Origin of the sequence: Acidovorax sp. LjRoot194 (assembly GCF_964253015.1) — a bacterium.
Classification (GTDB): domain Bacteria; phylum Pseudomonadota; class Gammaproteobacteria; order Burkholderiales; family Burkholderiaceae_C; genus Acidovorax.
The window spans coordinates 5,060,238-5,072,267 of sequence record NZ_CAXUQB020000001.1 but is presented as its reverse complement, the minus strand read 5'-3'; the positions used below and the strand labels follow the sequence as shown (position 1 = coordinate 5,072,267).

Annotated in this window: 10 protein-coding genes; 8 read left to right on the top strand and 2 right to left on the bottom strand. The window is 68.4% G+C overall.

Annotated features, from left to right (window positions below; all coding sequences use genetic code 11):
- The first annotated feature begins 2 nt into the window (after positions 1 to 2).
- Positions 3 to 656: an HAD family hydrolase gene (locus ACSQ3N_RS22875; protein WP_436147552.1), complete on the top strand. Its 654-nt coding sequence runs from the start codon at positions 3 to 5 to the stop codon at positions 654 to 656.
- A gap of 60 nt (positions 657 to 716) precedes the next feature.
- Positions 717 to 2,132, top strand: a complete 1,416-nt coding sequence (locus ACSQ3N_RS22870) for a patatin-like phospholipase family protein (protein WP_436147551.1) — start codon at positions 717 to 719, stop codon at positions 2,130 to 2,132.
- A gap of 72 nt (positions 2,133 to 2,204) precedes the next feature.
- Here the strand turns inward: ACSQ3N_RS22870 and ACSQ3N_RS22865 are convergent, their stop codons facing one another.
- Positions 2,205 to 2,885 carry a glutathione S-transferase family protein gene (locus ACSQ3N_RS22865; protein WP_056162690.1) on the bottom strand — a complete coding sequence of 227 codons (681 nt, stop codon included), beginning with the start codon at positions 2,883 to 2,885 and terminating at the stop codon, positions 2,205 to 2,207.
- 144 nt (positions 2,886 to 3,029) lie between these two features.
- On the bottom strand, positions 3,030 to 4,112 hold the full coding sequence (locus ACSQ3N_RS22860) for an AraC family transcriptional regulator (RefSeq protein WP_436147550.1): 1,083 nt from the start codon (positions 4,110 to 4,112) through the stop codon (positions 3,030 to 3,032).
- A gap of 164 nt (positions 4,113 to 4,276) precedes the next feature.
- On the opposite strand from ACSQ3N_RS22860, the gene ACSQ3N_RS22855 reads away from it, so the two are divergent.
- The 6 genes from ACSQ3N_RS22855 to ACSQ3N_RS22830 all read left to right on the top strand — a co-directional run bounded on the left by ACSQ3N_RS22855 (position 4,277) and on the right by ACSQ3N_RS22830 (position 11,830).
- Positions 4,277 to 6,013, top strand: coding sequence for an AMP-binding protein (locus tag ACSQ3N_RS22855; protein ID WP_436147549.1), 1,737 nt, complete (start codon positions 4,277 to 4,279; stop codon positions 6,011 to 6,013).
- Between the two features lie 18 nt (positions 6,014 to 6,031).
- Entirely contained in the window at positions 6,032 to 7,639 is a 1,608-nt protein-coding gene (locus ACSQ3N_RS22850; RefSeq protein ID WP_436147548.1) for a carboxyl transferase domain-containing protein, read from the top strand.
- Between the two features lie 17 nt (positions 7,640 to 7,656).
- Positions 7,657 to 8,166 (top strand): DinB family protein, encoded by a 510-nt coding sequence (locus ACSQ3N_RS22845; protein ID WP_436147547.1) that lies wholly within the window; start codon positions 7,657 to 7,659, stop codon positions 8,164 to 8,166.
- Entirely contained in the window at positions 8,163 to 8,948 is a 786-nt protein-coding gene (locus ACSQ3N_RS22840; protein WP_056162706.1) for an enoyl-CoA hydratase/isomerase family protein, read from the top strand. Before ACSQ3N_RS22845 ends, ACSQ3N_RS22840 begins: the two co-directional genes overlap by 4 nt.
- A gap of 19 nt (positions 8,949 to 8,967) precedes the next feature.
- Positions 8,968 to 9,687: a DUF4126 domain-containing protein gene (locus ACSQ3N_RS22835; RefSeq protein ID WP_396506814.1), complete on the top strand. Its 720-nt coding sequence runs from the start codon at positions 8,968 to 8,970 to the stop codon at positions 9,685 to 9,687.
- A 115-nt stretch (positions 9,688 to 9,802) separates the two neighbouring features.
- Positions 9,803 to 11,830, top strand: coding sequence for an acetyl-CoA carboxylase biotin carboxylase subunit (locus ACSQ3N_RS22830; RefSeq protein WP_436147546.1), 2,028 nt, complete (start codon positions 9,803 to 9,805; stop codon positions 11,828 to 11,830).
- Positions 11,831 to 12,030 lie beyond the last annotated feature (200 nt).

The following is a 12,030-nucleotide window of genomic DNA, read 5'->3' as shown; positions in this document are numbered from 1 at the left end:
CTATGAAATTTGAAGCGATCCTTTTCGACTGCGACGGCGTCCTGGTCGACAGCGAGCCCATCACCAACGGCGTGCTGCGCGACATGCTGGCCGAGGCTGGCTGGGCGCTGACGTCCGAGGAGTGCATGCGCATCTTCATCGGCAAGACGGTGCGCAGCGAAGCCGCCCGCATCGAGGCGCACACCGGGCGGCCGCTCACCAATGCGTGGATGGCCGACTTCTATGCCCGGCGCAACACCGAGCTGAACCTGCGCCTTACCGCCATCGAGCACATCCACGGCACCATCGAGCGGGTGCATGCGCACCACGGCGGGCGCATTGCCTGTGCGTCGGGGGCCGACCGGCACAAGGTGGAGCTGCAGCTGGCCAAGGTGGGGCTCACGCCGTACTTCGAAGGCCGCATCTTCAGCGGCCACGAAATGCCGCGCACCAAGCCCGCGCCGGACGTGTACCTGGCGGCAGCTGCTGCCCTGCAGGCCGATCCGCTGCGCTGTGCGGTGGTGGAAGACACGGTCACCGGAGTGACGGCGGGCGTGGCTGCGGGTGCCACGGTGTTTGCCTACGCGCCGCTGGACGATGGCGAGGCCCTGTTGGCCGCGGGCGCCACGCAGGTGTTTCGCAGCATGGCCGAGTTGCCAGCGCTGCTGGGTTGCTGACTTCTCTCCACCACAGGACGCCCCATGACCCAGCCCATGCCCCCGCACAGCAGACACTATATGCCGCGCTGGCTGCGGCACTGCGCCGCTCTGGCCGCTCTGGGCGTGCTCATGGGCTGCTCCTCGGTGCGGCCCTGGGTCAACGAGCCGCTGCCGCCCGAGGACCAGAACATCCCGGTGCGCAAGTCCGAGCGTGACCCGACCATCCTCGTGGCCGTCACTTTGTCCGGCGGTGGGGCCCGCGCTGCAGCCTTCGGCTTTGGCGTGCTGACGGAGATGCAGCAGACCCGCTTCCAGTGGAACGGCAAGGACACCACCTTGCTTGACGCCACCGATGTGGTCAGCGGCGTGTCGGGCGGCAGCATCGTGGCCGCGTACTTTGCCGCGCACGGCATCGACGGGCTGCCGCGCTTCGAGCACGACTTCCTGCGGCAGAACTTTCAGAACAGCCTCATCACCCAGGCCCTGCGCCCGGGCAACCTGGTGGACCTGACCTCGCCCTGGCTGGGCCGCACGCACCTGCTGGCGCGGCGGCTCGACGATCTGTATGGCGGGCTGACCTTCGGCGACGTGGAGCGGCGCCCGCGCCACCCGCAGTTGTTCATCACCGCCACCGACATGTCGCTGGGCACGGGCTTCGAGTTCACCTGGGAGCAGTTCTCGCTGATCTGCTCGGACCTGCGCAAGGTGCCGCTGTCGTTCGCGGTGGCGTCCTCATCGGCCGTGCCATTGCTGCTCAGCCCCATGACGCTCAAGAACTACGCCGACCAGTGCCCGGCGCACCGCGCGGCGTCCACCGTGGGCGCGCGGGCTGCAGCCGGCGACTACCGGGCCCGGCTGTACCGCGCGCACGAGCTGAGCTATACCGACGCGCAGCGCAAGCCGTACATCCATCTGGTCGATGGCGGCCTGGCCGACAACCTGGGCGTGCAGCGCCTGCTGGACCGCGCCCTGGCCGGTGGCGGCCTGCGCCAGACCTTCAGCGAGGTGGGCATACCGCCTGGCACCATCCGCAAGCTGGTGCTCATCACCGTGAACGCCGAGCGCGATCCGTCGGTCAACATCGACATGAGTGACCAGGTGCCCAACATGGCGCAGGTGGTGGACTCGCTGCTCTTTGGCACCGGCGCCCGCGCCACGCGCGAGACGCAGGAGTTCTTGCGCGACATCACCCGCCAGTGGCGCCAGTCGCTGGCCGAAGGCTCCAAGGGCGAGAGCGATGCGTTCGCGCCCGATGCGGAGATCCACGTCATCCCGGTGAACCTGCGCGACGCACCGGACGACGTGGCGCGCCGCCGCCTGTTGCAGGTGCCCACGGCGTTCTCGATTGCGCACGAAGAGGTCACGGACTTGATCGAGGCGGGCGGCAGTGTGCTGCGGCATTCGCCGGAGTTTCGGGCGCTGGTGCAGTCGCTGCTGCGCAGTGCACCGCAGCCATCTTCCCCATCGGCCCAGCCGCTGCCGTCGTCGCAGTAACGGGCGTTGGCCTGTATCCGTGGGCGTAGCGCCGCCCACCTCATAGCGCGGGCGGGCCTTGTCAGCGGTGCATCAAGGCCGCGTGTCGGGTGCCGGGGTCGTAGGCACGTCCTGGTCCTCGGCCGCCTCGATCTGCGCGGCGTGGGCCCGCTGGTAGCCCGGGCGTTCCTGCAGCCGCTGCCAATAGGACTGGGTGGCCTCGCCGAACTGCGGCTCCAGGCCCAGATGATCGGCCAGCAGCAGTGCATAGCCCACGGACACGTCGGCTGCGGTAAAGCGGCCTGCGCACAAGTAGTCCTGGCGGGCGACGGCGGCCTCTACCGCCCGCAGGCGGGCCAGGAACCAGCGGCTGTAGTCCTCCACCACCTGGGGTTGCTTGCGGTCCGCGGGCTCGAAGCGGCCATAGCGCAGCACCAGTGTCTGCGGAAAGGTGAGCGTGGCCTCGCCCAGGTGCAGCCAGTTCAGGTAGGCGCCAAACGCCGGGTCTGCGGGGCGCACCTCCAGCCCCGCATCGGGGTGCGCAGCGGCCAGGTACTGGCAGATGGCGGCCGACTCGGTCATGCGCACCTGGCGCTGGCCCTCGCCCTGCACCAGCAGGGGCACGGTGCCCAGCGGGTTCTCTTCCAGAAACCAGCGCGCCTTGGCGCGCGGCGGGAACGGCATCATGTGCAGCGTGTACGGCAGGCGCAACTCTTCGAGCATCCACAAGGGGCGAAAAGACCGGGCGCTGACGCAGTGGTAGAGATGGATCATGGGCAGGGCGGGCCCGCCGGGGCGGCAGGCAGTGGTCGGGCGAACAAGTGGACTGCAGTTTAGTGGCGCACCGCCGCCAGGGCTGTCGGACAGGTGCCACGCAGGGTGCACATCATGCCGAGCACCGCGTCCGCCCAACTGGTGTCAGGCATCGCGGGACTGCCGGCGAAACTCCGCGGGCGAGTGCCCCGTCCAGCTGCGGAACGCGCGGATGAAGCTCTTTTCGTTGACGAAGCCCGCCGCCTCGGCCACTTGCTTGATGGGGCGGTCGGTGCGGTGCAGCAGGTCCACCGCGCGGCTTTGGCGCACCTCGTCCTTCAGGCCCTGCAGCGTGGCGCCTTCTTCCTTGAGCTGGCGGTGCAGGGTGCGCGGCGACACGTGCAGCAGCGCGGCCAGCGACTCGGCACTGTGCTGTGCCAGCGCGGGCGCGGCGTGCCCTGCCACTGTGGCGCCCAGCAGTTGCCGCACGCGCTGCACCAGCAGGCGGTCGCGCCGGTACTGCAGCACCGTGAGCGGCAGCGCGTGCTGCAGCATCTGCCGCAACGCGGACTCGTCGCGCCGCAGCGGCAGGCTCAAGTAGCGCGCATCGAAGTGGATCGCCGTCTGCGCCGCGCCAAAGGCCACCGGGCCGCGGAACAGCACCGCATAGGCATCGGCATGCGGCGGCGCGGCAAAGGCAAACTCCGCCGCGGTCAGCGGTATGCGCGAGTCCACCAGCCAGCAAGCCAGCCCGTGCGCATTGCGCAGCACCGACACCAGGCAGAACTCGCGCAGCGCACCCAGGTCGCGCGCCTCGGTGATGCGCAGCGTGGCGGTGTCGCCTTCGGTGGTCAGGTGCAGCGCGATATCGTCCGCCAGCAGGCCGTGGTGCCGGCACCAGCGTACTAGCGCCACGCCCAGGTGCGGCGAGCTGATCGATGCGCGTGCCAGCATGCCGTAGCTGCCCCAGGGCAGGCGGCGGCTGAACCAGCCCAGGGCCTCGTCGTCCAGCTCCTGCATGGCGGCGTCCGAGATGCGCTCCATCTGCCAGGCCGTGATGCGCGCCTGGTCGTCGTGCAGCAGCTGCGGCGCAATCTGTGCCTGCGCCAGGGCCTGGTCGGCGCGCAGGCCGCGCTGCTCGTACGCCAGTACGATGGCCCGTACGAACGCGATCGGCGTGACGGCTGGGGCGGCGGTGGGGGGCAAGGCCTGCCAGGCGGGCTCAGGGGTCGGTGCAAGGGATTTCACGCGGGCCAGTGTGCCCCAGGCGTGGCACGATTTGCAACCATTGTGGCAACCGGGGGCGGGTTGGCGCTTCTATGCTTACGGATCGCAGCCCGGTCCACGGGCGCCACCGCCTGCCGCCGCTTGTCGCCACATGCACGGCGCAGGCCCCGCAAGGAGACACAAGGATGACGAGCCCCGCCACCGCTGCAGCGCCAGCACCCCTCACCGGCAGCCACGCCCGTGGCGCCACCAGCGTCCCGCTGATCGAGCAGACCATCGGCAGCTTCTTTGCCGACATGGCGGCCCGCCAGCCCGGCCGCGAGGCGCTGGTCAGCGTGCACCAGGGCCGCCGGTACACCTATGCCCAGCTGCAGGCCGAGGCCCAGCGCCTGGCCAGCGCGCTGCTGGGCCAGGGCCTGGTGCCCGGCGACCGGGTGGGCATCTGGTCGCACAACAACGCCGAATGGGTGCTGATGCAGCTGGCCACAGCGCAGGTGGGCCTGGTGCTGGTCAACATCAACCCGGCCTACCGCACGTCCGAGGTCGAATACGCGCTCAACAAGGTGGGCTGCCGGCTGCTGGTGAGCATGGCGCGCTTCAAGACCAGCGACTACCTGGGCATGCTGCGCGAGCTGGCGCCCGAGTGGCAGCACCAGCAGCCTGGCCAGCTGGGCGCCGTGAAGCTGCCGCACCTGAACACCGTGGTGTGGATCGACGACGGGGCGGGGCAGGGTGCCGACGAGCCCGGCCTGCTGCGGTTTTCCGACCTGCTGGCGCGCGGCGATGCGCAGGATGCGCGCCTGGCGCAGATCGCCGCCACGCTCAAGGCCACCGACCCCATCAACATCCAGTTCACCAGCGGCACCACGGGCTTCCCGAAGGGTGCCACGCTCACGCACCGCAACATCCTGAACAACGGCTTCTTCATCGGCGAATGCATGCAGCTCACGCCCGAAGACCGCCTGTGCATCCCCGTGCCGCTGTACCACTGCTTCGGCATGGTGCTGGGCAACCTGGCCTGCTTCACGCACGGCTCCACCATCGTCTACCCGAGCGACGGGTTCGACCCGCTCACCGTGCTGCAGACGGTGCAGGATGAGCGCTGCACCGGCCTGCACGGCGTGCCCACCATGTTCATCGCCGAGCTGGACCACCCGCGCTTTGCCGAGTTCGACCTGTCCACCCTGCGCACCGGCATCATGGCCGGCTCGCCCTGCCCCACCGAGGTCATGAAGCGCGTGGTGGAGCAGATGCACCTGTCGGAGATCACCATCGCCTACGGCATGACCGAGACCAGCCCGGTGAGCTGCCAGAGCAGCACCGACACGCCTTTGCCCAAGCGCGTTTCCACCGTGGGCCAGGTGCAGCCGCACCTGGAAGTCAAGATCGTGGACCCCGACAGCGGCGCCGTGGTGCCCATCGGCCAGCGCGGCGAGTTCTGCACCCGGGGCTACTCGGTGATGCACGGCTACTGGGGCGACGACGCCAAGACACGCGAGGCCATCGACGCCGAAGGCTGGATGCACACCGGCGACCTGGCCACCATGGACGACGAAGGCTACGTGAACATCGTCGGCCGCATCAAGGACATGGTGATCCGCGGCGGCGAAAACATCTACCCGCGCGAGATCGAGGAGTTCCTGTACCGCCACCCGCAGGTGCAGGACGTGCAGGTGGTGGGCGTGCCCGATGCCAAGTACGGCGAAGAGCTGTGCGCCTGGATCATCGCCAAGCCGGGCACCAAGCCGACCGAAGACGACATTCGTGCCTTCTGCAAAGGCCAGATCGCGCACTACAAGGTGCCGCGCTACATCCGCTTCGTCACCAGCTTCCCGATGACGGTGACGGGCAAGATCCAGAAGTTCAAGATCCGCGATGAGATGAAGGGCCAGCTGGGCCTGGCCGAACAAACAACCGCCTGAAGATTTAGAGCACACAGCATGACCATTCTCGACACCCAACTCAACGCCCGCTCGGCGGACTTTCTGGCCAATGCCGCGGCCATGCGCACGCTGGTCGACGACCTGCGCGCCCAGCTCGACAAGGTCGCCCAGGGCGGCGGCGAAGCCGCCCGCGCCAAGCACACCGCCCGCGGCAAGCTGCTGCCACGCGAGCGCGTGCAGATGCTGCTGGACCCGGGCACACCGTTCCTGGAGCTGGCGCCGCTGGCCGCGCTCAACATGTACAACAACGATGCGCCCAGCTCGGGGCTGATTGCCGGCATCGGCCGCGTGAGCGGAGTGGACTGCATGATCGTGTGCAACGACGCCACGGTGAAGGGCGGCACCTACTACCCGCTCACCGTCAAGAAGCACCTGCGCGCGCAGGAAGTGGCGCAGCAGAACCACCTCACCTGCATCTACCTGGTGGACTCGGGCGGCGCCAACCTGCCCAACCAGGACGAGGTCTTTCCGGACCGCGACCACTTCGGCCGCATCTTCTTCAACCAGGCCAACATGAGCGCCATGGGCATCTCGCAGATCGCCGTGGTCATGGGCAGCTGCACGGCGGGCGGCGCCTACGTGCCGGCGATGAGCGACGAGTCCATCATCGTCAAGAACCAGGGCACCATCTTCCTGGGCGGCCCGCCGCTGGTCAAGGCCGCCACGGGCGAGGTCGTCACGGCCGAGGACCTGGGCGGTGGCGACGTGCACACGCGCCTGTCGGGCGTGGCCGACCACCTGGCGCAAAACGACCTGCATGCGCTGCAGCTGGCACGCAATGCAGTGCGCAATTTGAATAAAAACAAGTCTCCGGCGCCGGCTGATCAAGCGCCAATAGCTCCTAAATTTGTAGCAGAAGAGTTGTACGGCGTGATCCCGGTGGACACCCGCAAGCCCTTCGACGTGCGCGAGATCATTGCCCGCATCGTCGATGGCAGCGAGTTCGACGAGTTCAAAGCCCGCTACGGCACCACGCTGGTCACGGGCTTTGCGCGCATCGAAGGCATGGCCGTGGGCATCATCGCCAACAACGGCATCCTGTTTTCCGAGTCGGCCCTCAAGGGCGCGCACTTCATCGAGCTGTGCTGCCAGCGCAAGATCCCGCTCGTGTTCCTGCAGAACATCACCGGCTTCATGGTCGGCCGCAAGTACGAGAACGAGGGCATCGCGCGCAACGGCGCCAAGATGGTCACGGCCGTGGCCACCGCGAGCGTTCCCAAGTTCACCATCATCATCGGCGGCAGTTTTGGCGCAGGCAACTACGGCATGTGCGGCCGCGCGTACAGCCCCCGCTTTTTGTGGATGTGGCCCAACGCGCGCATCAGCGTCATGGGCGGCGAGCAGGCGGCTGGCGTGCTGGCCACCGTCAAGCGCGACGGCATCGAGGGCAAGGGCGGCCAGTGGAGCGCCGAGGAAGAAGAAGCCTTCAAGGCCCCCATCCGCCGCCAGTACGAAGACCAGGGCCACCCCTACTACGCCACCGCCCGCCTGTGGGACGACGGCGTGATCGATCCGGCCGACACCCGCCGTGTGCTGGCGCTGGGCCTGGCCGCCACGCGCAATGCACCCATTGAAGACACCAAGTTCGGCCTGTTCCGCATGTGACCGTGCCGGGAGCCGCCATGGACGCCGTCGCCCACTTCACACAGCTTGCACGCTACAACGTGTGGGCCACGGCGCGCCTGCTCGACGCCGTGCAGGCACTGCCTGAAGAGGCCTACCGGCACGATGCGGGCCTGTTCTTTAAAAGCATCCACGGCACGCTCAACCACCTGCTGGTGGGCGAGCACCATCTGTGGTTCGTGCGGTTTGCAGAAGGCACATCGCCCAAGGTGGCGCTGGACGCCGAGCTGGAGAGCGACCGCGCGCGGCTCGATGCCCGCTTGCGCGCGGGCGCTGCCCGCTGGGCACCGTTGATCGCCTCGTTGCCGGCAGACCGGTGGAACGGCACGCTCGACTACACCACCATGCGGGGCACGCAGGCATCGTTGCCGTTTGCCGCCACGCTGGCGCATGTGTTCAATCACGGCACGCACCACCGGGGCCAGATCACCGCCGCATTGACCGCCCTGGGCCAGCCCAGCCCCGAGCTGGACCTTGTCTACTTCCTGCAAAACCCGCCCACGCCATGAGCCAGAACCTGTCCATCACCTACATCGGCGCCGTGGCGCGCATCACGCTCACGCAGCCCGAGATCCGCAACGCCTTCAGCGACGAGGTCATCGCCGAGCTGACGGCGGCCTTCACCGAAGTGGGCGCGCGCGCCGACGTGCGCGCCGTGGTGCTGGCCGCAGAGGGCCCCGCGTTCTGCGCGGGCGCCAACCTCAATTGGATGCGCCGCATGGCCGACTACACCCGCGACGAGAACGTGGCCGACGCGGGCAAGCTGGCCGAGATGCTGCGCGTGATCTACGAATGTCCCAAACCCACCATCGCGCGTGTGCAGGGCGATGTGTACGCCGGTGGCATGGGCCTGGTGGCCGCGTGCGACATGGCGGTGGCGGTGGACACGGCGGGCTTTTGCCTGAGCGAGGTGAAGCTCGGCCTCATCCCCGCCACCATCAGCCCCTACGTGATCCGCGCCATGGGGCCCCGCGCAGCGCACCGCTACTTCCTCACGGCCGAGCGCTTCGGCGCGGCCGAGGCGTTGCGCACCGGCTTCGTGCACGAGGTGGTGTCTGCAGACCAGCTTGACGCCAAGGTCGACGAATTGCTCAAGGCCCTGACCAGCGCCAGCCCCCACGCCGTGCGCGCCTGCAAGAAGCTGGTGCTGGACGTGGCCGAGCGCGAGATCAATGCGGGGCTGATCGCCGCCACCGTGCAGGGCATCGCCGACATCCGCGCCAGCGACGAGGGCAAGGAAGGCGTGCAGTCGTTCCTGAACAAACGCAAACCGGCATGGCTTCTGGCCTGACGTCTGAGGACACACGAACATGGACCAGCTCTGGCTCAACATCGTTCAGTGGCTCCACACGCTGGGGCTCCACGTGGATGGCGGCACGGCGCGCGCGGTGGGCGATGCGGCGGCCACGGCCACCGCGCGGCTCGACATGCCCAGCCTGCTGGCGCTGGCCGCCGCGCTGGGCTGGGCCAGCGGGTTCCGTCTGTACGCGGTGGTCTTCATCGTCGGCGGGATGGGGGCCCTGGGCTGGATGCCCTTGCCCCCAGGCCTGCACGTGCTGCAGAACCCGCTGGTGCTGCTGGTGGCAGGCGGCCTGATGCTGGTCGAATTCTTTGCGGACAAGGTCCCGTGGATCGACAGCGCCTGGGACGCCGTGCACACCGTCATCCGCGTGCCCGGCGGCGCCCTGCTGGCCGCGGGCGTGTTCGGTGCCGACAACGCCACCATGGGCGTGGTGGCGGGCTTGCTGGGCGGGTCGCTGGCCGCCACGTCGATGGCCACCAAGATGACCACGCGCGCGGCGGCCAACACCTCGCCCGAGCCGTTTTCCAACTGGCTGCTGTCCTTCTTCGAAGACGGCCTGGTGGTGGCCGTGGTGTGGCTGGCCACGCAACACCCGGTGGCCTTCGGCATCGCACTGGTGGTGATGGTGGCCGTGTCGGTGCTGCTGCTGGTGGTGCTGTTCAAGTTTCTGCGCGCCGTGGTGCGGCGCTTGTCTTCTTTCTTTTCTGGTTCTGCCAAGGTGGCCTAAATGTTCAAAAAGATTCTCATTGCCAATCGCGGTGAAAACGGCTGCGCAGCAGACGTTTCTGCAAATTGCGTGGCACGCGCAGCGTGCGCAAGCGATCTCGCCGCGGGAGGGCGCCATGTTTAAGAAGATCCTGATCGCCAATCGCGGCGAGATCGCTTGTCGGGTCGCGGCGACCGCTAAACGCCTGGGCGTGAAGACAGTAGCCGTGTACTCCGATGCCGACGCCAATGCCAAGCACGTGGCCGTCTGCGACGAAGCCGTGCACATCGGCGGCAGCGCGCCCAAGGACAGCTACCTGCGCTGGGAGCGCATCATCGAAGCCGCCCAGGCCACGGGTGCACAGGCCATCCACCCCGGTTACGGCTTCCTGTCCGAGAACGAAGACTTCGCCCATGCCTGCGCGGCAGCAGGCCTGGTCTTCATCGGCCCGCCACCCTCGGCCATCAAGGACATGGGCCTCAAGGCCGAGTCCAAGCAACTCATGGAAAAGGCCGGCGTGCCCCTGGTGCCCGGCTACCACGGCAGCGACCAGGACCCGGCCCTGCTGCAGCGCGAGGCCGACCGCATTGGCTACCCCGTGCTCATCAAGGCCAGCGCGGGCGGTGGCGGCAAGGGCATGCGCGCGGTGGACAAGAGCGAGGACTTCGCCGCCGCGCTCGCATCCTGCCAGCGCGAGGCGATCAACAGCTTTGGCGACGACGCGGTGCTGGTCGAAAAGTACGTGCAGCGTCCGCGCCACATCGAGATCCAGGTGTTTGGCGACACGCACGGCGACGTGGTGTACCTGTTCGAGCGCGACTGCTCCGTGCAGCGCCGCCACCAGAAGGTGCTGGAAGAAGCCCCGGCCCCCGGCATGACGCCCGCGCTGCGCCGGCAGATGGGCGAAGCCGCGGTGGCCGCCGCCAAGGCGGTGAACTACGTGGGCGCCGGCACGGTGGAGTTCATCGTGGAGCAGCCGGGCGGCTATGAGCGGCCTGACCAGATGAAGTTCTACTTCATGGAGATGAACACCCGCCTGCAGGTCGAGCACCCGGTGACCGAGGCCATCACCGGCCTGGACCTGGTGGAGTGGCAACTGCGCGTGGCCTCGGGCGAGCCGCTGCCGGTGAAGCAGCAAGACCTCTCCATCACAGGCCACGCCATCGAGGCCCGCATCTGCGCGGAGAACCCCGACAACAACTTCCTGCCCGCCACCGGCGCGCTCAACGTGTATGCGCTGCCCGAGTGCTTGACGTTCGAGAGGGGCGCGGTGCGCGTGGACTCCGGCGTGCGCCAGGGTGATGCGATCAGCCCGTTCTACGACTCCATGGTGGCCAAGCTCATCGTGCACGGCGACACGCGCGAGCAGGCGCTGGCGCGGCTGGACGAGGCCCTGGCGCAGACGCACATCGTGGGCCTGGCGACCAACGTGCAGTTCCTGCGCCGCGTGGCGCGCACCGGCGCATTTGCCAGTGCTCAGCTCGACACCGCGCTGATCCCGCGCGAGCAGGCGGTGCTGTTCCACCAGGAGCCGGTCGGCCTGCCGCTGGCTGCTGCCGCCGCCGTGGCGCAGACCCTCCTGAACGAGCGCGCCAGCGAAGGCGCAGACCCCTTCAGCCGCCGCGACGGATTCCATTCGCACGCGCTCACGCGCCGCCGCTTCGAGTTCGAGTTCGGCGGCGAGCACGCCAAGGCCTGGCTCACCTACGAGCGTGATGGCACGCTGCACCTGGTGGTAGGCGAGGGCGACGCGGCCGTGGCCGGGCCGCTGGTGTTTGCGGAACAATCCGGCGGCATCGAACTGCAGTTCGCCGGCCAGCGCACCCGCGCTGCGGTGTACGCCCAGGGCGAGGTGGACCATGTGTTCACGCCCCGCGGCGCCACGCAGATCACCGCCATCGACCTGCTCGCGCATGCGGGCGAGTCGGCGGCCGAGGGCGGGCGGCTCACGGCCCCCATGCCCGGCAAGGTGGTGTCGTTTGCCGTGAAGGCGGGCGATGCCGTCACCAAGGGCCAGCCGCTGGCGGTGATGGAAGCGATGAAGATGGAACACACGATTGCGGCGCCGGCCGATGGCGTGGTGCAGGAGCTGCTGTATGCGCCGGGCGACCAGGTGACCGAGGGGGCGGAACTGCTCAAGCTGGCGGTGGCGGTGGCGGCGTAAGCCGCTGGCGCGTCACCTCTGGGTCTTCCCCCGATAAAAACCCGTTCATCCTGAAAACCCGTTCACGCTGAGCTTGTCGATGCGCCGCGCAAGGCTTCGACAAGCTCAGCCCGAACGGTATAGAAGGATGGAGTCCATGAGAGGTGCGGGGTACCACACGGCTCCACCGCAACCCGTGCGCGACATCCGAGCGGCGCCAA

Bases quoted from the DNA above. Each gene is read 5' to 3' on its own strand.
- ACSQ3N_RS22875 (WP_436147552.1), top strand. From the start codon at position 3: ATGAAATTTGAAGCGATCCTTTTCGACTGCGACGGCGTCCTGGTCGAC.
- ACSQ3N_RS22870 (WP_436147551.1), top strand. From the start codon at position 717: ATGCCGCGCTGGCTGCGGCACTGCGCCGCTCTGGCCGCTCTGGGCGTG.
- ACSQ3N_RS22865 (WP_056162690.1), bottom strand. From the start codon at position 2,885: ATGATCCATCTCTACCACTGCGTCAGCGCCCGGTCTTTTCGCCCCTTG.
- ACSQ3N_RS22855 (WP_436147549.1), top strand. From the start codon at position 4,277: ATGACGAGCCCCGCCACCGCTGCAGCGCCAGCACCCCTCACCGGCAGC.
- ACSQ3N_RS22850 (WP_436147548.1), top strand. From the start codon at position 6,032: ATGACCATTCTCGACACCCAACTCAACGCCCGCTCGGCGGACTTTCTG.
- ACSQ3N_RS22845 (WP_436147547.1), top strand. From the start codon at position 7,657: ATGGACGCCGTCGCCCACTTCACACAGCTTGCACGCTACAACGTGTGG.
- ACSQ3N_RS22840 (WP_056162706.1), top strand. From the start codon at position 8,163: ATGAGCCAGAACCTGTCCATCACCTACATCGGCGCCGTGGCGCGCATC.
- ACSQ3N_RS22835 (WP_396506814.1), top strand. From the start codon at position 8,968: ATGGACCAGCTCTGGCTCAACATCGTTCAGTGGCTCCACACGCTGGGG.
- ACSQ3N_RS22830 (WP_436147546.1), top strand. From the start codon at position 9,803: ATGTTTAAGAAGATCCTGATCGCCAATCGCGGCGAGATCGCTTGTCGG.